This window comes from Mycobacterium sp. SMC-18, assembly GCF_045310895.1.
GTDB lineage: Bacteria > Actinomycetota > Actinomycetes > Mycobacteriales > Mycobacteriaceae > Mycobacterium.
Map to the genome: position 1 here is coordinate 22,644 of NZ_JBJIAL010000037.1, position 18,933 is coordinate 41,576.

An 18,933-nucleotide genomic window follows, 5' to 3' on the forward strand; every position below is an offset into this window, starting at 1 on the left:
CACCCGCATGTCCACCGACGACCGCATGCCCCTGACCCCGTGGGCAATCAACCTCATCCGGGTAGTGGCCGCCCTGCTGGCGATCGGCGTCGGCTACGCCGCGATCAGGCTGAGCTTTAGCACCCTCAAAGACATCGCCACCCGCGCGCACGTGCCGCCAGACCAAGCCTGGCTGTGGCCCGGAGCACTGGACGGCGCCACCGTGCTGGCCACCCTCGGCGTCGTCGTCGGCAGCAAACGCGAGAAACGCTTCTTTTGGGGCGTGTTGGCCGGCGGCCTGCTCATCAGCATCATCGCCAACGACCTGCACGCGATCCTGCCGCCAAACCAGGAATTACCCCTGATCTGGCGCGCGGTAGTCGGATGGGTAGCGCCGATCTTCGGCGCACTCACCATTCACGGGTTCACCATCCTGCTCAGCATGAAATGGCACCGTGGCGCCGCGAAACAATCCAGCCAAGCACCCGCACCAGCGACACAGGTCGTCGCCGAACGGGCCGAAGCTGAAACCGCCGAGCCCACCATGCGGCCCGACACCACCGCCGTAGCCCCGGTCGATGAACCCGCTCCCACCGCGCTACCCGCCGCCACCACCGAGCCGGGCCGGGGCAAATACGCTGATCTTGCGGGCAAAGTGCTGACGATCGTCAATGTCAAGGACGTTGCCGTTAACGATGTTTCAGAAGTCCTGCGGATGAGCTACGACTTGAACATGGCGAACCGCGACATCGGCCGGCGACTGAGCATCGGGCATCACACCGTCGGAAAGATCATCGACGCCAGCGCGGCGGTCCTGCGCGGCGAACCGATCGCCGTCGCATCCTGACCAGAAAATTGGAGTCCGACACCCCCCGCAGGCCCCATTATCATCGAGTCAGGGGGTGCAGTGGCCCCATCCATTTTTATCGACCAGCGATGTGGAGCTACACCGATGACGATCATTCTCGATGCCACGGGTCTGACCGCCGCGGCCGGACAGCTGTCGGGCAGCGCAGGACTGCACACCCCGGCGGTTGCCGAACCACCCGGACTCGACCTCACCTCGGTTTCAGCTGTCGCACAAATCAACGCCGCATCCAGTGCGCTGGCCACCCTGCTCAACCACGGCAGCGCGCTACGGGAAGTCGGTGGGCTCGCCGTCGCCGGCACCGCCTTGATGCTGCAGGGCCAGGACGACGCCAACGCGTCCTCGATCCTCAACGGCGGCTCCGGCTCGGGTCCGGCCACCAGCGCTCCCACCATTCCATCGATACCGCACCCGGACGTCCCGGCGATCCCGTCGGTTCCGACGGCTCCGGCTCCGCTGCCGGGCGAAGCCCACGCACAGGCGCTCTACGGTGGCCCGGGATCATCGAGCCTGCACCAATTCGCTGACCATTGGGCCAACCACGCCCAACAGCTACGCGGGCAGGCTCAAACGATCATCAACGCCGGGCACGCCATTGACGCCAGTTGGGATGACGGTCACCAACGCGCTGGCGCGAATACCCGGGAGCATGCTGCCTGGCTGGACTCCATGGGGGATGAGGCGGAGAAGCTGTCGCTCCACGCGCGCACGGTCGCGCAAGGCTTCGATACCGCCAAAGCCAACACCCCTTCTCCCCACGAGTTCGCCCAGGCGCATCAAGACCTTCAAGCTGCGATGCAGCGGTTCGCCGCGACCAAGGGCGCGAACGCCGCGGAAGTGCAGATGCGCACCCAAGACATCGCGCACAAGCAGACTCAGGCAACCACCGCCATGGCCGACTACCACACCCAAGTGGCCGAGGGCAGCCTGTCCTCGGCGGCGCAGACGCTGAAAACCGCGCCACCGATCGCCCGGGGCGGCAGTAGCGGTGCGGCCCCCGACGGTGGCAACACCCCGGGTGTTCAGGCCGTGGACTACAAGCCGGGCGACGAGCACCACTATGCACCGATCATCCGTGGCCCCAATGGCTTGGGTCCGGCGCCGACACCGGACGGGCCGAAGTGGGTGGAACTGGGCCGCGGCTCAGGCAACTGGGTCCGTCAGGACGAATTGCCCGGACTGCAACTGCGTGAGCCGGGCGCGCTCGGCCCGGCCCCGCTGACTGACAGTCACGGCAACTCGGTCCCGTGGGTGGAGCTAGGGAAAGGATCGGGCGCATGGGTGCCGCAATCGGATTTCCCGAAAGCTCAGTTCCTCCCACCTGACGCGTTGGGGCAGTACGGCTACGAAGAGTATCTGCCGCACACGGGAATCTGGCTGCCCAGCAAGGACTTGAAGGTCGATCCGTTCGACCCGACGCCACCGCCGGTCCAAGTGCTGCCCGCCTAAGCATATGTTCCCCCAACAGCGGGGAATGCGTAAAAAATTACGTAAAAAATTACGTAAAGCTAGTGACATAGGTCGGCCGCCGGCGATAGGCTCGCATCATGCGTATCGACATGAGCGATCTGGTTTCGGCGACCGATCTGGCACGGCAGTCATCCTGGATGCTCAAAGAGGTTGCCGCGGGCCGGCGCTTCGTGATCGTCAAAGGAAACACGCCAGCGGGCGCCCTCGTCAGCATCGCCGACCTGGAAAAACTCAAAGCGGCCGAGGGTGACCCTGCCGCTGTCGGACAGTCGTGGCAGGCGATGCCCTCCCACGTGACATTCGCCGACCTCGCGCCGCTGCCCCCTTCGGCGCCACGGCACGCGATCCCGATCGGGATCGACGAGGACGACCTGAGCACCGTGTGGCTGGACTTGGAGCAATACCCGCACGTCTACTGCACCGGCACCAACCGGTCCGGGCGAACCACGTTCCTACAGGCGGTCTGTGCCTCCATCATGGCGCGTTACACCCCGCAGGAAGCCCAGGTGGTCGTGTTCGATCCGGATATGCGGCTGACCGATGAGCTAACCGACGAGTATCGCACTGTGTACTTGTACGACCCCAAACGGATCGCGCAAGCCGCGCAGGAGCTCGCCCACAAGCTCGATCAGCGCCGTCCGCCCCCCGATCTCACTCCGGCACAGCTCAGAGAATGGAATCCGGTGCGGCCCAAGTGGTTCTTCATCGTCGATGACCTGCATCTACTGTCAGGTGGTAGCTCGCTCTCGACAGTCCTTGCGCCGCTGGTCGAGCCCGTTCAAAATGCCCGTCTCTTGGACTTGCACGTCATCGCCGCCATCACATCCGACAACTGGAATGCCAAGGGCCGCAGCAACAAGCTGATCAATGCCATGGACGTCGGCGGCGCGACGGTCGTTGTTCTGGACGGCAGTCCCCGAGAAACGATCATCGATGACGTGCGGCCAGGATCACGGCTGCCAGGCCACGCCGAATTCTATGAGCGCCGCTCAGGCGGCCGCATGATCCAAATCGTGGCAACGCACGCAGCCGTGGAAAGCACGAAACCCGAAGAGTCCGATAGCGATTCGCCGCCGCAGCGGATGCCCGAACCGACCAGCCCGCAGGATTTCCTCGACGCACTGGGCATCGACGATGTGGCCACCTGGCAGCCCCGGTGGTCAGAGTCGGCGGTCAGCGACGGTGATGTCGTCGTGCCTTTCGGCCTTTCCGGCACCGGGCCGGCGGTGCTGAACCTGACCAGACTGGGCCACAACGCCCTGCCGGGCCTGGTCGTCGGGCGCACAGGATCAGGTAAGAGCGAGGTGATCAGGACCATCATGTTGGCGCTCGGAGCGCTCTACAGCCCGGAACAGGTACAGGTGATTGTGCGTTCAAAGTGGTCCGAAGAATTCACCGAGGAAGCCAAGCTCCCGCACATCACCGTGGCAGAAGACTGGGCCGGATTCGGCGACGTGATTCGTGCGGAGCTGAAAAGGCGTGAGGAAGCCGCCACGGTGGACGCAGAGCCGGAATTGCTCGTCATTGTCGATGAGGTGGACGACCCGTACTTCATGCAGGACCCCACCCTCCTGCGCGATGTCGTCGAGAGCTACCGACTCAAAGTGCATCTTCTCGTCACGGCACAGACGCTCAGACAGCTTGTTGAGCGCAACTGGCCCGGCCAGCGCGTCGGATCGTCGGCCTTCCGGCTCGCGCTGGCCTCCATCTGGATGGCCGACGCGCGGATATTGATTGGCTCGACAAACATCGCCGACCCGCGAGCCGAGGGCGGCACAGCGTTCCTGGGCTCGGCCGGCGATGGCGAGTCGACACCCGTACGGCTGTTTTTCACCGGCAATCACCTCGACGCTGATAGCGCACAGACAGTTTGCGATTACCTGATTGAACGCATTGCGGCGGTCGGAGCGCCGCGGCTGGACCAGTAATTGTCAGCGACACCCGGGCGTATGTCGAAATGCGCTGGGCAGGAGCATGATTCGCCTCCATATTTCCGATGTTCGGAATTCGATAGTCCAACAGAAGGGCCGCCAGGTGCACGTCGACGACTTTGACGAGCCAGAGCGCACGCTAGCGTCGGCATCGGTCTGGCATGTGCCGATGGTGTCGACGGCGGACTTCGCGTCCAAGTTGGGCGTGACGGTGCGGAGCGTCCAAAACTATGCCTGTGGGGACAACAGTTTTCCCGAACCCGCGGTGGCCGGTCGTGGGAAAGCGAACCTGTGGACATTGGCTCAGGTGTTCGACTACTGCGCACACTCGCGGGCCAACCGGCGGGTACCGCATCGGGGCATCCCGCGTGTATATCCACTGTGCTCGCCTACACCCACCAGCTTGGGTGGGGCCAGCCACTTGCTGCGGGCGCAGTTCGTTGCGGCCGAGCCTGTACCCGACATCTACCGGTATCTGAGGCCGCCGCGCCCGAACAGGACGCCGATCGTGCAGTACTGGACCCCGGGAGACACCCAGGGAACGCTAGCGGTCGTCTACCTGGCAGGGGATGCTGAACTGGACCGCTGGGATGCGCGTGACCTGGCGGTGAGCGCCGCGCGCTTCCTGCACGACCGGGAAATCGCGTCGGTGGCGGCGGTCATCACCGACGAGAACGATCGACCGGTCCCGAATCGTAAAGATGAACGTCAGCAGACAGTCATCGTGGCCGAGGTCGCCGAACACCCCGTGTGGTTACCGCAGAACTCTGTGGCACAACCGACCACTCCGGGCAGATCGTGGCGACCCAGCCGATTCGACCTGGACGCCGATCCGCCAACGTCGGTGTACGACATCGGCTGGCACGACCTGCGGTACCTCCTGCGCAGCAACCTGTTCTGGTGGCCGGCAGACACGCGGCACAGTGATGTGGTCAGGGGTTGGCGCCCATAAGTCGGCTGAGCGTTGGACACGGGAAGGTCAAGACCGCCCGACGCGGTTGATCAGCGCTGAATTAGGCGCCGCGTGTTTAGCGTTCGCGGCCCGCGTCGCGTGTGCGATCTTGGTCCTTGTCAGCGAGACGCCAGCGCTCGTTGTGGAACCGGTTGCCGGATTCGTGGTCGCGGCGTAGGCGGCGGCGTTCTTCTAGAGCCTCGGTAACCTCGCTGGTCAGGATTGCCGGGTCGCAGCGTTCGGCCTGGTCGAGCAACGGGTCTCGGTCGGGCTGGAGGGCGCGGCGTGCCGGGGTGGCCGACTCGACGGACAGGGTGACCGACCAGGGCAGGTCGCGGTGAAGCAGTTTGAGCATCGGCGCCGACGGGGCTGGAGGCCAGCCGCGCTCGTCGCCGTCGACCAGAACGACGCGGGCACGGCGGTCGTCGGCCTGCTCGGCGAGGTCGGCCAGCACGTCAGGCGATGCCAGACCTGCCCGGTCCACGACGATCGTGGTGTCCGAGTCCAGTTCGTACTGGCCGGTGGCGATCTGCTGGTGAGCCTGCTCGACGGTGAGCACCGAGTCCGCTTCGTCGGGGCCGACGATGCGGGAGGCCCGTTCGGCGGAGGGGCTGCACCACAGGATGCGGCGGCCCTTGGTCGTCGCGGCGGTATGCAGAACACCGAGCGCATCGAGGGCGACGTTGTCGTCGCCGGCGTGCACAGCGGTCACGGTGAACCCGCTGCGGGTGATCGCATTGAGGCGGTGCAGCGTATCGCTGGTGAGGAGGTCGGTGTTGGAATCGGCGATGGTGAATCCTCGCTCGACGACGTAGGAACCGGCGGAGCGGAGCATTTCCATCTCGGTGTGCAGCGCCGCGACGTTGTCCAAAACGTGTGCAGCGTTGCGGGTTTCGGCTTCGGCGAAGGCTATTGCGGTGGCGCTTTCGGCGCGGTCGAGTTCACCGGCGAGGCGGTCGCGCTCAACCCGTGCGGCGGTGACCGCGTTCCAGTCTTGGGCCATGGCGCGGCGACGTTCAGTGTCCACGTCATCGGCGGTGACGATGCGGTCAGCGCCGCCGGCGGCCTCAGCGCGGCGCGTCAACGCCTCGGTCAGGTCGGCGTGGAATTGTTCGGCCGGGGTCTGCTCGGGGAGGTTTGACATCGCCAGCGCCACCCCCGAGCGGGCGAGGTCCACGGCGACTTCGTCGGCATTCGGGTCAGCCTCCAAACGGGACAGTTCGGCACGTTCGTGCGTGACCCAGGCCATGATGCTGTCGTAGTGCTGTTCGGCGTCCGCCCACCGCGCCATGACGTCTTGAACGGCGAGCATGTAGGGGCGATCGGCGTCGGCGCGGGCACGCAGATCGCGCAAGGTGTCCTGTGCGGCGGTCATGGCCGGTCCTTGATCGGCCATGACCGCCCGGCGCAGGCGTTTGAGCTGTTCGCCGGCAGCGTGGTAGCGGCCGCGCAGCTCGATGACATTGGCCAAGACGTCGGCCACGGGTCGGGTGGGCGGCCGTTCGGTGAGCAGGTCCTCGAACGCCAAGTCGTCCTCGCCGGCGTAGCCGTCGTACTCGTACGGGTCTGGCGGGATGTCCTCGCCCAGGTCCGGCGGAATGAGGCTGCCGCCGTAGCCGAGGCCGAGTTTTTCCAGCAGGGCGTCGTCGGAGAGGCCTGCGTGGGTGTCTGGATGCTCGAGCGGGTGTTCGGGATCAGGGAACCGGTGGGCCAGTTCCTCGTGCTCTTCAACGCTGAGCGGTTCTTCGTGGGGGACCGGGATGTCGATGTGGTCGTACGGATTCGCGGTGGCGAACAGGTCGATCGAGTAGGTGAGCAGCAGGGCGTACTCGTCGGGCCGGATCGGGGTGGAGTGCTCGGCGTCGACGTCGCGCAGGTGCTCGTGCGCGACGTGCAGGAGGTCGATCGGATTCCAGCGCAGCGGGTCAGCGTTGTCGACGGCGGCGACCAAGCGGCCGAATGCGGGGTCGGCGATGATCGTTTCGGCGACGGCTGTCCCAAACACGGTGTGCAGATCGGGGAGCCATGTGGGCTGCAAATAGGGAGTGGACGCTTCCAGGGTGGCGGGCTGCACCCGTCCGGCCAGGCGCCACCATAGTGCGGCGCCGGGCATCAGGTCCGGGAGCGGCCCATCGGAGGCTGCATCGTCGATGAGCTGGGCCAGGTCGATGTCGGTGCGGGCAATCTTGGCCAGGTGCGCGGCCAGTTGTGGCCAGTACGGATCGCGGCGCACGCGCGGGTCGACCTTGTCGACGAGGTCATTGAACCGGGTGGTGTCCGGTGCGGTCCGGCCGATTTCGGCGGCAGCGAGGTCTTCGAGAAGGCGCTGAATCTTGCGGTCGCGTACCGCGTATTGGTCCGGGCCGGTGAGACGGGTATCGGCTTCGGGGACGTCGTGCGCGGCGCGGAAGACCGCGATTTCGCCGCGTAGTTGGGGGTTGGCGGCCAGCAGTGGGCGCGCCCACGCGGGCGCAGTGGTCGCGTCCCATCCGGCGGCGGTTGTGCGGATCGCGTCGGCGAGTTCGGTGACCAGATCGGCGCGCGCCCGCAGGTAGATGTTCTCTTCGTCGGACATTCCTCGGGGCAGGTCGGGCAGCCAGCGCAGCGGGCCGGTGTGCGCCGAGTGGGCACCGCTGGAGTCCAGGCGCCAGTCCAGCACCGCGGCCACGTCCCAGGCGCTGGCAAGTTCGCGGCGGCCGGCGGCTTGTTGCAGGGCAATGATCGGGTCGTCCCCGGCGACGGCAATGGTGGCCAGGTGCATCCGCAAGGTGGGCCACGCCGGCATGCGCGTCAGTCCGGGATGGACCTGGTCGGCGGCGGCGTCGATCGTTGCCATGGTCTCGGGGCCGAGTTTGTTCTCGGCGAGCGCGCCGACCGAGTGGGTGTAGTAGCGCGCCGCGCCGGCCAAGCGGGTGAAGGGGTCTTTGGCAACGTTGTCGGCGGTGGTGGCCGAGACCTGGGCGCCGTCGCTGGCGAGCACCTTGGTCAGGACGTCGATGGCGGTGTCCGGGTGGGTCGCGCGCGGGGTGAGAACCTTGTGGGCGTCGGTTTCGGCGGTCTCGACGTAAATGTGGCTTTCGTCGGTGGCCCGGGTCATTGCGACGTACAGCTTCTGGCGAGTGAGGTTCGCTGATCCGATGACGTGGCAGGTGCCCTTGGTGGTGCGCGAGCCGATGGTCATGCCCTGAGAAGCGTCGATGGTGGAGGCGTAGCCCAGGGTCACGTAGGCGTTGACGTACCAGGCAGGAAGCGTTGTTTTTTGCCCGTTGTCCAGTCGGGAGACCTTCAGAACGCCGCCGCTGGTGACGGCATCAACGCGCCAACGCTGCCCATTGCGGACGTAGTCTTTGCCGCCGGCCAGGCGCAGATAGCGCTTGTTCTTGCGGGTGGCGATGATGTCACCGGCGGATGCTCGCAGACCGTCCGCGAGAGCGGTTTCCCTCATCTTGGCCGGCGAAAGGGCGGCTGTTTCCGGGTCGGCAGCGAGCGCCTCCAGGCGGTCCAGGCGGGCGCGTTGGTTCAGTTGGGTGACGATCGGGTTGGTGGGAGCGAGCATCGTGGAGTCGTGCCCGGCGGCGACATCGGCGGCCCAGCGGCTGTAGGCGTCATCAATGATGGTGTCGCCCGACCCGACGTGGATTCGGCCGGCATCGGCGTAGAACGCCAGCGCGGACGGATCACCTTCGCGCAGCGCCAAACCGGCTTGGGCTTCGGCGCGCGACTTGAATCGCATGACCTCGGTGAGGCTCAACGCGCCGTAGATCCGCTCGACATCGCGCAGGATGCCGCCAGCCGAGATGGACCCGAGTTGGCGGTCGTCGCCGATGGTCGCGATGCGCGCGCCGCGCGCTTCGGCGAGGGTGTTTACTTCATCGAGTTGCAGTGTCCCGGCTTTACCGGCCTCGTCGATGAGGATCAGGGTGTTCTCGTCGATCTTGTCGAACCACTCGCGGGCCGGATCGTCGGTGGCGTATGGGCGGCGCAGCAGCCAGATGAGCTTGTCGATCGTGTCGGTGGTGGTCCTGATGTCGTCGCGCAGAATTTGCGCGGCGCTGGCGCTCGGTGACAGTCCTAGGACATTGCCGCCGGATTCCTCCCACGCCCGCGAAAGCACCGACATGGCGGTGGTTTTGCCGGTTCCAGCGGGGGCCAACGCGAGCTGGAAGCGTGCACCAGAGCACGCCATCTCCCGCACCATCGCGGCCTGGCCGGCGTTCAATGTTCGCCCACGCTCTGCTGTTTCAGCCAGCAGCGCCATTTCGACGGTCTCACGGTCCACGGTGCGTCCGTCGGTGCGCCCGGCTGCGGCCAGAATCCGTTTCTCGGCGGCCAGGATTTCCGGTGACGTGAACAGTTCGGTGCGGTGCGTGGTGTAGACGCTGGCCCCGTCGCGGCGGCGCAATACGTCCGGTTCGTTCAAGTCCGCGTCGCCGACGCGGGCGTGGGCGAGGCTGTTCGGTTCATCGAGCGCGGCGGCGGTCACTGCTTCCACGAGCCCAAGGTCGGTGGCCCAGCCGGCGGCCCGTACCGCGCGCAAGGCTTCGGCATAGATGTGGTTGTACTGCCAGCTTGAGCGTGACTCGGACACGGTCTCGACGACCGCGGCGGCGGTCTCGGACACCCACTTTTCGGTGATGTCGTCGACAGAGCGGCGGCCGGGGGTGCGGACCTGGACCAGCATGGAGGCCAGGGCGTGTTCGCTGCCGAGAACCTCGATGGCTTGGGTTCTCCACTGCTGGCGCTGTTCGGCCAGAGAGCGCGGTTCGTGCTTGGCAACACGGGTTTCGAGGTTGGCTCGCTCGTGCAGGGCGATTGCTTCGGCAGTGGTCGGTTCGCGGCCGTGGTCGGCCTGAAATGCTTTCGCCAGCTCGGTGTAGCGGTGATTGATCATGTGGCGGCGCGAGGAAAATTCTTCGTTCAGTTCGCTGGGTACGCCGACAATCTCGCGGACTGGACGCTTGCCTCGTTCGGTTGGCGGGCGCTCGGCAAATCGCAGCCCAGCGCGTTCGATACCGAGCGCTTCGATGCGCGAGTTGTAGAACTCCGATGCCGCGACGGTGCCCTTGAAAAGCGGTCGGCCGTCGATGGCCAGCCACCGATAAATGCCGTCATGGCCCTTCGCGCGGACTTTGTTGCTGATCGGCACGTGCGTGTGCAGATCAGGGTCTCCAGCGCGGCTGTCGCGGTGAGTGAAGGTCGCCGCGATGATCCCCTCGGTGTCTAGTTGGGCCACTCCCTGCGCGCCCATACGCGTGAACACCATGTTGTTTTCGATGTACTCGATGGTGTCGGCGACGGCCTGATCATGAATGCCTTCAAGGATTTTCGAGAACTCTGGGGGTGCCACCGCCCACAGCACCGAGAAGCTCTTGACGGGGCTGAACGTGAGGTCATAGCCCGCAGTGGAGGTGGTTTGATCGCGCGTCTGGGTGGCGATGAAACCGGTCAGTTCGCGTTCGTCCAGCGGTGGACGGTCGTATTCGGCCTCGAACATTTCGCGGGCGATGCTGGTGCGCATTTGGGCGCGCAGGGTCTCGTCGATCGGAGAGTTCCACGGCAGGGACTGGCTCAGATTGTGGTCCCGGTACGCCACGGCCAGCCGCCGTTGCAACTCGGTCGCGGCGTCGTTGATGACGAACGGGCGGCCAAGGCTCACAGCGGCTTTCGTGGCGGCCTTGCCGCTGCCTGCCATGATCATGTGTTCGGCGATCTTGCCGGCGTTTGGGTGCAGTCCCAGCCCGTAGAGGGCCTTCATTTGGTCTTCGGTGACCATCGAACCGGGGTCCACGCGCCACATCGCGTCTTCCGCGTCCGTGGTTAGGGTTCGCGAAGGCAGATCGGACAGGCCGGCTAGTCCTTTGCCGACCCAACGCCCCGGTGATTCGCCTTTTTCGGCGTAGTAGTCGCCAAGTGAAGTGCGGCCGCGGTTTTCGGCATCCTGCGCGGCAGTTTGGCGGATGAGGTAGAGGTACCCGTCTCCCGCTGAGAGCTTGTGAATGCTCATCATGGCCGCATCACGGGGTGACCATAAGGCCACCCCCGCACGCTTTTTCGCGGTCTTGTAACGGGCTACCGCAAATCCGGCCGTTACCGTTTCGTGACCGTAGTGCAAGAGGTGTGTGGTGCGAAGCGGAGGGCAAAAAGGTAGGAGCAGGTCAACGGCCTGGTGGTGGGAAACGGGAGGTCAAAGTGAACGGTGACGGCAGGGGATGACAGGGCGACCAAAGGTGACCGAAATTGATCACCAGCAAACGACTGCTGAAGGGGTGAGCGATGACACGGAGACGTGCGGGAAATCGAGCGGTCGGCGGTCGGCGACAACATCGAGAAAAAGTGTGCGGGAGTGGTCTTATCATCGGGACCCATGGAGAAGACCACGAGCCGCAAGGAGGCGCGCCGGCGTCTCATGGAGCGGCAGCAGAGCGTCGCTGAGGCGCGAGAAGCGCGCGAGCGGGCCAACATTGGCGACTTGACGGAGTTCACGGTGCGCGTTGCGCAGGTGGATGAAGTGGACGCCTGGCTGGCCGATCGGATCGAAAAACTCAAGGGCGAAGCCGAACGCAAGCGCCAGGCCCACCGCACTGCAGCCGGAAAGGCGTTGCAGGCGATGCGGTTACGCGGGGAGACGTTGTCCAACATCAGCACGGCGACGGGATATGGCGTGAGCCGGCTGCGGGAATACCTCAAGTACGCCACCGAGGCCCAGGCCGCCGACGTCGCCGATACGCCGAGCACTGATGCTCAGGTGGTGCCGCTGCCCAACCGCACATCGGTCGACACGGACGGGACGCCGGCAGGCGATGCCGTCGCGGGCGCCCAGTAGCGCGGAGCATCGAAGGTGTTGGGCAACGGTAGAATTCAGGCGGTGGCGCGCCCTCGGGGGCGTTCGCAACCGCTACCGTTGCGCGTCGACCCTATCGAGCATGCCGACGAAATCGCGCGGTTCCACAGTCGGATTGTCACCGGCCCACTCGACAGCGACTGCTGGGTATGGGCGGGTGCATTGAGCGACGACGGCTACGGCGTCTTTCGAATCAGACGCGATGGCGTGCGGCGCGTCGTGCGCAGCTCCCGGTACGCACTTGCGCTGTCGCTGAGCGGGAAGGTGTTGGAACCAACGGTTTTCGCGCTGCACACCTGTGACAACCCAGTGTGTACGCGAACTGTCCCACTGCTCGAGGTGGAGCGCGGCATCGCCGAGCATGTCGTCGGCGGCAGCCAGCGCGACAACATGGAGCGGATGGTACGCATGCGGCGCGGCGGCGGCAGACCGGCCATCGTGGCGCGCGGCGCAGGCGTGAGAGCCCGGGCCGAGCGCTCGCGCGCAATACGCGCGGCCGTCGCCGACGGCTGGGACGCTAGCCGGGTGACCGCGGCACTGCTCGGTACCGCGCAACCGACGCTGTGGTGAACAGGCACTGCACTATTGGCGCGCGGCAGCCTGATGTGCGGAACCGAATCGCACCGAACAACGAGTCCGGTGCGGAAGTATTGCGTAACAACGGATCACGTGGGCCGGTCGGAACCGTAATGCGTTTCCGCCAGCTGACCGAGCACCCAGGTGGTCAGCTCGTCGCCGGAACCCGCGGTGACATCGACGTAGCCGTGTAGCCAGCCATCGACGAGGTACTCGTGTCGTATCCACGTCGCGAAATCCTCAGGCGCCAGACGCTGCAGAGTCGCGGCGGCTCGGTCCAGGGCCGCGCGACCGACGCCATTGCGTTCGGCGTTCGCGTAATGCCCCTCGACGTCGCGGCCGGCAGTGCGGTCGGCCAGCAGATCATGCGCCAACTCGAAGGCGTAGGGGCGATTGTCGATCATGGCAGCACTTTCCTGGGGTCGGTGAGCAGCTGGTTGGCTTGGTCGCAGATGGTGGTGAGGTATCGCCACAGTGCGTCGCGTGGCTCGTCGTCGGGGGCAGGGAAGGTCAGGTGCGTCCAGCCGGTGGTCAGTCCGGGGAGGGCCGGGTTGCTGCGTGGGCGCACGATTAGGACATAGCCGGGGCCGGGCGGGTCGTCGGCCACGACGAGCTGAATCTCCACCCGGTGGTCGCCCACAATCGGACCGATCGCGGCGGCTTCCTCCACGAGTCCGCCGAACAGCGCGGCAGGTCCGGGCAGTGCGTCGCGGGAAGGGAGTTCATTCTCGATGGTGTCGGCGTGCAGGTCGATCCAGTCCTCGAACGCCGCGTCGTCGACACGGAAGGGGGCCAGATCGGTGCGCGCGGCCTGCCGGGGTGTGCTCACGATCCGGCTGCGACCGTCGGCTCGATGGTGGCGGTGGCGACGACGCGGCGTTGCGCCAGGCACACCAGGTCGTAGCTTTCGTGGTGCTCGGTGATCTGGTTGGCGACCGGGTCACAGTCGTGGGCGGTCACGAAGACCGCGAGCGCGGCGGCAGCCGTCTTGCGATCTACGTGGTCGCTGACGACTGGCCCGCTGTTCGGCGCCGGATCGATGGTCAACTGATGCATCGCAGGGCTCCCTTCGAGTGTGGTTACGCAATGTCAGCAAGGTCGAGCAGGCTCAGCTGCGGCTGCTGTCCGCGCGCTTCGGCGATGATGTCGGCCATCGACAAGTCGGCGCGGAAGGTGTGCCCGGCGGCGGCTTCAACGGCGGCGTACCGGTCGGCCAGCGCGGGATTGAGGCGGGCTGAGCACACGAGGTCCGCGCGGGAAGCGAGCACGCAGAACCGGCAGGACAGTCGGGACATGCCTGCGGCGTAGGCGGGGTGTGGCCGTGTGCCCGCCACCGCGATGCGGTCCCACACGTCGGCGACGGTGTAGCGGTGGATGGGGTACCAGTCATCGACGCGGCGGCGGCCGTTGGATGCCGACGGGTTGGCGGCGTACGCGGCGCGGCGGGCGCGGGCGGTGCTTTCCTCGCCACGCAGCCCCATGACGCCTGCGGCGCGCGCCTGCTCGACCACGACATCGAGTGATGCCTGACTGTCCTTGCCGGCGCTGGAGTTGACCAGGATGACGTCGTAGTCGGTCAGGTCGGGGGCTGGCCCGGCGGTGACGGTCGCCGGGGCGGTGTCGCTCGGCGTGGTGCCGAGTTCGTCTGCGGTGCAGCTCAATGGCAGGTGCGTGGTCATCGTGGTCACCGCCTGGCCAGGTTGCTGGAGCTGGTCTCGGCGGCGATCAGGGTCAGCACTCGCCGGCGGTCTGCTGCCGGGAGGTGCGTTGAGGCGCTGCGCAACTCGGTCGAGAGCGCGTTCACGTAGCGGTCCAGCGCCTGGATTTGACTGCGGTTGGACATGGCGTGCTTCCGCCATGACTCTCGGGGGATGAATCCCATGATCGGCCGCACCGGGGGCGTGGCCTCTGGGATGTATACGGCGCCATCGCTGGTGCGCATCACGCCGCCGTCTTGAGGCCGGTATGGAGCAACGTCGTGACGGATGCGCCGGCGGTCGAATACCCGAGCGAGCAGCTTTTCGAGGATGCCCGTGCGCGGTACCGGGTACCCGGGCGGCGGAGGGAAGGGGTAGGAGCGGATGTCGAATGACATGGGAGCGCCTGCGCTCATGCCGGGACCGCCGTTGCATCAGATGACAACGTTGCCTCTTCTGCCAGGGCCTTGATCCGGTCGGGGCGGAAGCCCGACCAGTGGTCCTGGCCGGCGACCACGACGGGAGCTTGCAGGTACCCCAGGCTGATCACGTGATCACGCGCCGCGTCATCCTGGGTGATGTCCACTTTGATGTAGGCGACGCCTGCCTTGTCGAGTGCCTTGTAGGTCGCGTTGCATTGCACGCAGGCGGGCTTGGTGTAGACCGTAACAGTGCTGTTCATGATGCCCTCCGAATTGATCTGGCAAACTGTTTAACGCACGTCTATCATATAGTATTTCTGCAGCTCATGCACCATTTAATGAATGATTCTTAGACTTTTTTTCAGCATGTCTTTACCATTTTTTTCTGTTGCAATTCGTTACCACTATGATGCGGTGCACTAGGCAGGTTCTGATGCGCTTTTCTTCTTCCATGCCATTTCGGTAGTTGCCCGATTGCCAACCGCAGCTTTCACCGAATAGGTGGGGCGCTACGCGACGTCGTCGAAGAGGGCGAGTTGCTGGCTGGGCCGGACTGCAAGAACACGGTTGCGCCAGTTCAAGGCGTAGTCAAGGCAATTCGCACACGAGCTGTGGGTGTGCCCGGGCAGCGGTGGTTCGCGTCTGGCTTGGTAGGACCAGGCGAGGCTGTCGGCGGTGAGAATCTTGCGGCCATATAGTTTCAATCCACCTGCTTTCACTCCGAATGCGTGCAGCGGCATATCGGGGTCGCGCCGCAGGACGGTGGAAATAACAGTGTCAATCTGCGAACTGGCCTGGCGGCGGCATATCGAACCAACTCCAACAATGGGGAACTGGGCCAAATCAATGCCGCGCGCCTCGTAAATGTCGATGCACCGCAAATAGTCCTCTGGCAACCATCCTTGAATTACCGGCATGTAGGGGTTGTCGTAGTCTTTTCCGTCCCACAATTCCTGGAGTTCAACGAAATTCTCGACGGTGCGGCGCTGGTGCTCGGCGACGGTGAGTCCGGTCTTGGCGAGCATGTCTGGTTCGCACATGAGGTCGCGGAGCAGCCCATGACAGTTTCCCGATTTCGTCGTCGTAGCGACGGACCGCGCGATGGTATTCGCGTGCGGTGGTGCGCCACTGGCCGTAGAGCGACAGTTCGGAGAACGCGCCCGAGTCCAGTGCCCATTCGGCTGCGGCACGGGGGAAGGTCTTGCGGCCGGCAAGACGGCGGTGGGAGAAAAATAGCGGCACGCCCGCCGTGGCCAGCCAGTGAGGTTGGTGCGAGGCGAGCTAGAACGTGTGCATTGGTCGGGGCTTTCGTCAGTAGCGGTCGATGCCGACGCGGACGCTGTGCGTGCCGTCGATGGCGAAGATGTGGTGCTCGTGGCAGCGGCGGGCGCGCAGTGCGAGCGGCGGCGTCAATGTCTTTGCGGCGCAACACCAGAATGTCGGTGACGACTTCGGTCCCATCGGGAGTTCCCAGTCTCTGGGGTCGCTGGGTTCAGGGCAGGATGTCGCCGGTGATCGCGAAGCGGGCGTGTACGTCCGGGACGAAGTGGGCGACCAGCTCGTCTGCGATGTCGACCAGTTCGCGGAGGTTCTCCTCGATTTCGGCGCGTTCGCCGGTGGACAACAGTTCTTTGGCGCGCAGGTCGTTGAGCCGGTCCCGGAGCGGAAACCAGTCGGCCAGCAGGCTTTTGACCGTTTCGGTGAGAACCGGTGCGGGCGGTTCCTGGCGAGCAGGCTCCCGGCGATGGCCGGCGTCGACGGCGGCGGCGCGATCGGCGGCGCGGCGTACGCGAGCGACGTGCTGTCGGGCTTGGGCATCGGCGATGCAGTCGGCGCGCACGAGGCAGTGGTAGCGCGCCCATCCGGCCTCGTCATCGATCTGCCAGCTGTCGGCGAACACGTCGTCCACTCCGCGGTAGCAGTTTCGGCAGACGATGCTCGGGGTGCCGTCGGCGATGGACCCTTTGCCTGAGGCGCCGCAGCAGGCCGTGAGGTAGTAGAGGTGGCCTTCGAAGTAGGCGAGCGTGATCGGGACGGTGGTCAGGATGGCCTGGCCGTGCTCGTCGGTGGTGAAGGGGAGGTGGGGAGCTTTGGCGGACACGGTGATTGGTCCTTTCGCGTGATTTGGGTTGTGTGTGGAGGGTTTGCGCCGGGGGTGGGGGAGGCTCGGTCACCCCACCCCCGGGAAGTTGTGTCAGGCGGCGACGGTCTCGCGGTGCAGGGCGGCGCGCAGGCGGAGGCCGATCCACTCGCCGACCTGGGGGGAGACGGCGTTGCCGTAGCCGTCGACCTGATTGCGGGCCGATCCCCAGACCACGAACGTGCCCTTGTAGTCGGCGAAGTCGACGTCGAAGCCGCATCCCCGGCCAATCTCATGAGGGGCCATCATGCGGAAGTAGCAGTCTTCGAGCGTCAGGTCGGCGAGCATGGCGTGCCATTCGGCGGTCATCACGGCGGTCGTGTCGGCGGAGGTGATGGTGCCCAGCGGGTCCGAAAGCGGGTGTGGTGCGGTCTCGGTACCGGTGCTGCCGTTCTGCTTGAACCAGCCGCTGAACAGGACGCCCTGGGTGACGGCCGACCCGACGACGGTGCCCATCGGCTTGTCGACGGGGTAGGCGCGGTACTTGGCTTCCTCGATGGAGCCGTTGCACTGGACGCGGCCTGCGGCGGTGAGAAGGCCGGGAATCTGGTCGGACGTCACGGTCGGCATCGCTTCGGCGTGCGTGGTGGGAATCGTGTTCTGGCGGAAGGGGACAACACCGGTCGACAGGAGTCCAAGGGTCTCCGAGCCGCCCTGGGTGGGCAGCGCCTCGTCGAGTCCTCGTGGCGCACCCTGGTAGTTGGTCACGCCGAGCAGGACGGCGCGCTCGTGCGTGCTGGTCACGGTGTCCATCGGCAGTGTGAGGTGCTTGCCGTCGCCGTTGTGCCGATGCGCGGCCAGGGTCTGCCCGGTGATCGCGACCGACGGCGTGAGCAGGCCGGTGGCATTTGTGGCTGTCTGCGACCACAGCGGCTGGCTCAGGTCGCGGCTGCGGCACGTCGATCCGGGACGTTCGTACGTGTTGCCGGCTGCGGCGACCAGGGCACCGGTCGACAGGATCGCGGTCTCCTGCTGGCTGGTCTGCGTGGCCATCGGCTGCCAGGGGTGGCGCTCAGAACCGTGCAGCGCTTTGGCCGGCATCAACACGGCGGGGAACTCGGCGAACCGCTGGCGGCACCGCTCGGCGCGGGCCATGGTCGCCGCGGCGAGGGGCTTCTTTCGGTCTCCGATGCGGGTTCCCAGGTCGGTCAGGTCCATCGCGGCCAGTGACGGCGTCATGCGCGGGACCACGGCTTTGCGGCAGGAGGGGCAGCGATACTCGTACTGCTTGCCGTAGCGCACCGACCCGGTGGGGGGCACTCCGGTCTTCCACGTCCACACGGCCTCGACGATCTTGTCGCAGAAGCTGCAAGCGGCGAGCGGGCGGTGTTCCAGGTCGGGTGTCGGAATCTTCTTGTCCCAGAAGGCGATGTACAGGCGATCACGCGACTGGGGAACTCCGAAGAACATGGAGTTCAGGTAGAGAACGCGGTGGTTGTAACCGAGCAAATCGAACTGCTTGAGCCACCAGCGGTAGGTGCTGCCGTCGCCGACCTTGCGCTTGCCTTGGATGGCCGGTCCCCAGGAGGTCAATTCGGTGGTGCACTCGACCAGGATCAGGCGCGGGTGATGGGTGGCGGCGTAGTGCAGGACGCAGTTTGCGGTGGCGCGGTCGCGCTCGGAGCGAGTGACGCTGTCCTCGAACTCGGGGTCTTCCAAGTCGAAAAGCGAAAGTCCTTGTTCGTAGGCCTTCTTGGTGTTGGCCTGGCTGTGGTTGACGCAGCTCACGCCGGCGGCGAGTAGATCGGCGGCGGGCAGGTCCCGCACCGAGTGGTAGGACGAGGATTCTTTGTCCACCAGGTCGGCGATCCAGTGTTCGGCCTCGGGGTGGTTGGCCTCGTGAACGGCGATCTTGTACTCGTTGTGGTTGGCCGCGCAGATGGTCGTGAAGCCTGCTTGTGCAATGCCTCTGGTCAATCCGCCGAAGCCGGAGAACAGGTCGACGGCCACCAGGTCGTCGTGCGCGAAGCGTCGCTTGCCGAGTGCTGGGCGGTATTCGGCGGTGGAAGTCATTGGCGTGTCCCCTCTTTCGTCCCGGTCACCCTCACCGGGGGTTG

General features: G+C 65.7%; 17 protein-coding genes. 6 read left to right on the forward strand and 11 right to left on the reverse strand.

Features of this window, described 5'->3' with window-relative positions; genetic code table 11:
- Positions 1 to 7 precede the first annotated feature (7 nt).
- The 4 genes from ACJH6J_RS23860 (at position 8) to ACJH6J_RS23875 (ending at position 5,200) form a co-directional block, all read left to right on the forward strand.
- Positions 8 to 826, forward strand: coding sequence for a DUF2637 domain-containing protein (locus ACJH6J_RS23860; protein WP_406775353.1), 819 nt, complete (start codon positions 8 to 10; stop codon positions 824 to 826).
- A gap of 105 nt (positions 827 to 931) precedes the next feature.
- On the forward strand, positions 932 to 2,296 hold the full coding sequence (locus tag ACJH6J_RS23865) for a PPE domain-containing protein (RefSeq protein ID WP_406775354.1): 1,365 nt from the start codon (positions 932 to 934) through the stop codon (positions 2,294 to 2,296).
- Positions 2,297 to 2,394: 98 nt separating this feature from the next.
- Positions 2,395 to 4,245, forward strand: a complete 1,851-nt coding sequence (locus tag ACJH6J_RS23870) for a type II toxin-antitoxin system prevent-host-death family antitoxin (RefSeq protein ID WP_406775355.1) — start codon at positions 2,395 to 2,397, stop codon at positions 4,243 to 4,245.
- Positions 4,246 to 4,651: 406 nt separating this feature from the next.
- Positions 4,652 to 5,200 (forward strand): hypothetical protein, encoded by a 549-nt coding sequence (locus ACJH6J_RS23875; RefSeq protein ID WP_406775356.1) that lies wholly within the window; start codon positions 4,652 to 4,654, stop codon positions 5,198 to 5,200.
- 76 nt (positions 5,201 to 5,276) lie between these two features.
- Here ACJH6J_RS23875 and mobF read toward each other — a convergent pair whose 3' ends face one another.
- Positions 5,277 to 11,207, reverse strand: coding sequence for a MobF family relaxase (gene mobF / locus ACJH6J_RS23880; RefSeq protein WP_406804627.1), 5,931 nt, complete (start codon positions 11,205 to 11,207; stop codon positions 5,277 to 5,279).
- Between the two features lie 357 nt (positions 11,208 to 11,564).
- Between mobF and ACJH6J_RS23885 the strand changes: the two genes are divergently transcribed.
- Entirely contained in the window at positions 11,565 to 12,023 is a 459-nt protein-coding gene (locus tag ACJH6J_RS23885) for a hypothetical protein (protein WP_406804628.1), read from the forward strand.
- A 327-nt stretch (positions 12,024 to 12,350) separates the two neighbouring features.
- The gene (locus ACJH6J_RS23890; RefSeq protein WP_406775359.1) at positions 12,351 to 12,611 is read left to right on the forward strand and encodes a hypothetical protein; all 261 of its coding nucleotides are present in this window, start codon (positions 12,351 to 12,353) and stop codon (positions 12,609 to 12,611) included.
- Positions 12,612 to 12,706: 95 nt separating this feature from the next.
- Here the strand turns inward: ACJH6J_RS23890 and ACJH6J_RS23895 are convergent, their stop codons facing one another.
- From ACJH6J_RS23895 to ACJH6J_RS23940, 10 genes are all read right to left on the reverse strand, one after another.
- The gene (locus tag ACJH6J_RS23895) at positions 12,707 to 13,021 is read right to left on the reverse strand and encodes a hypothetical protein (protein WP_406775360.1); all 315 of its coding nucleotides are present in this window, start codon (positions 13,019 to 13,021) and stop codon (positions 12,707 to 12,709) included.
- Complete coding sequence (locus ACJH6J_RS23900) at positions 13,018 to 13,446, reverse strand: hypothetical protein (protein ID WP_406775361.1); 429 nt, start codon at positions 13,444 to 13,446, stop codon at positions 13,018 to 13,020. Before ACJH6J_RS23900 ends, ACJH6J_RS23895 begins: the two co-directional genes overlap by 4 nt.
- Entirely contained in the window at positions 13,443 to 13,673 is a 231-nt protein-coding gene (locus tag ACJH6J_RS23905) for a hypothetical protein (protein ID WP_406775362.1), read from the reverse strand. Before ACJH6J_RS23905 ends, ACJH6J_RS23900 begins: the two co-directional genes overlap by 4 nt.
- A 23-nt stretch (positions 13,674 to 13,696) precedes the next feature.
- Positions 13,697 to 14,296: a hypothetical protein gene (locus ACJH6J_RS23910; protein WP_406775363.1), complete on the reverse strand. Its 600-nt coding sequence runs from the start codon at positions 14,294 to 14,296 to the stop codon at positions 13,697 to 13,699.
- Positions 14,297 to 14,301: 5 nt separating this feature from the next.
- On the reverse strand, positions 14,302 to 14,712 hold the full coding sequence (locus tag ACJH6J_RS23915) for a hypothetical protein (protein WP_406775364.1): 411 nt from the start codon (positions 14,710 to 14,712) through the stop codon (positions 14,302 to 14,304).
- A 14-nt stretch (positions 14,713 to 14,726) separates the two neighbouring features.
- On the reverse strand, positions 14,727 to 14,996 hold the full coding sequence (nrdH, locus tag ACJH6J_RS23920) for a glutaredoxin-like protein NrdH (RefSeq protein ID WP_406775365.1): 270 nt from the start codon (positions 14,994 to 14,996) through the stop codon (positions 14,727 to 14,729).
- A gap of 249 nt (positions 14,997 to 15,245) precedes the next feature.
- On the reverse strand, positions 15,246 to 15,761 hold the full coding sequence (locus ACJH6J_RS23925; RefSeq protein WP_406775366.1) for a hypothetical protein: 516 nt from the start codon (positions 15,759 to 15,761) through the stop codon (positions 15,246 to 15,248).
- Between the two features lie 286 nt (positions 15,762 to 16,047).
- On the reverse strand, positions 16,048 to 16,197 hold the full coding sequence (locus ACJH6J_RS23930) for a hypothetical protein (RefSeq protein WP_406775367.1): 150 nt from the start codon (positions 16,195 to 16,197) through the stop codon (positions 16,048 to 16,050).
- 31 nt (positions 16,198 to 16,228) lie between these two features.
- A complete protein-coding gene (locus ACJH6J_RS23935) occupies positions 16,229 to 16,837 on the reverse strand; it encodes a hypothetical protein (protein WP_406775368.1) in 609 nt (202 codons plus the stop codon).
- A gap of 93 nt (positions 16,838 to 16,930) precedes the next feature.
- Positions 16,931 to 18,889 (reverse strand): DNA cytosine methyltransferase, encoded by a 1,959-nt coding sequence (locus tag ACJH6J_RS23940; RefSeq protein ID WP_406775369.1) that lies wholly within the window; start codon positions 18,887 to 18,889, stop codon positions 16,931 to 16,933.
- Positions 18,890 to 18,933 lie beyond the last annotated feature (44 nt).

Bases quoted from the DNA above. Each gene is read 5' to 3' on its own strand.
- nrdH (WP_406775365.1), bottom strand. From the start codon at position 14,996: ATGAACAGCACTGTTACGGTCTACACCAAGCCCGCCTGCGTGCAATGC.
- ACJH6J_RS23940 (WP_406775369.1), bottom strand. From the start codon at position 18,889: ATGACTTCCACCGCCGAATACCGCCCAGCACTCGGCAAGCGACGCTTC.
- ACJH6J_RS23895 (WP_406775360.1), bottom strand. From the start codon at position 13,021: ATGATCGACAATCGCCCCTACGCCTTCGAGTTGGCGCATGATCTGCTG.
- ACJH6J_RS23925 (WP_406775366.1), bottom strand. From the start codon at position 15,761: ATGCTCGCCAAGACCGGACTCACCGTCGCCGAGCACCAGCGCCGCACC.
- ACJH6J_RS23930 (WP_406775367.1), bottom strand. From the start codon at position 16,197: ATGGGACCGAAGTCGTCACCGACATTCTGGTGTTGCGCCGCAAAGACA.
- ACJH6J_RS23915 (WP_406775364.1), bottom strand. From the start codon at position 14,712: ATGTCATTCGACATCCGCTCCTACCCCTTCCCTCCGCCGCCCGGGTAC.
- ACJH6J_RS23905 (WP_406775362.1), bottom strand. From the start codon at position 13,673: ATGCATCAGTTGACCATCGATCCGGCGCCGAACAGCGGGCCAGTCGTC.
- ACJH6J_RS23885 (WP_406804628.1), top strand. From the start codon at position 11,565: ATGGAGAAGACCACGAGCCGCAAGGAGGCGCGCCGGCGTCTCATGGAG.
- ACJH6J_RS23860 (WP_406775353.1), top strand. From the start codon at position 8: ATGTCCACCGACGACCGCATGCCCCTGACCCCGTGGGCAATCAACCTC.
- ACJH6J_RS23865 (WP_406775354.1), top strand. From the start codon at position 932: ATGACGATCATTCTCGATGCCACGGGTCTGACCGCCGCGGCCGGACAG.
- mobF (WP_406804627.1), bottom strand. From the start codon at position 11,207: ATGATGAGCATTCACAAGCTCTCAGCGGGAGACGGGTACCTCTACCTC.
- ACJH6J_RS23910 (WP_406775363.1), bottom strand. From the start codon at position 14,296: ATGACCACGCACCTGCCATTGAGCTGCACCGCAGACGAACTCGGCACC.
- ACJH6J_RS23870 (WP_406775355.1), top strand. From the start codon at position 2,395: ATGCGTATCGACATGAGCGATCTGGTTTCGGCGACCGATCTGGCACGG.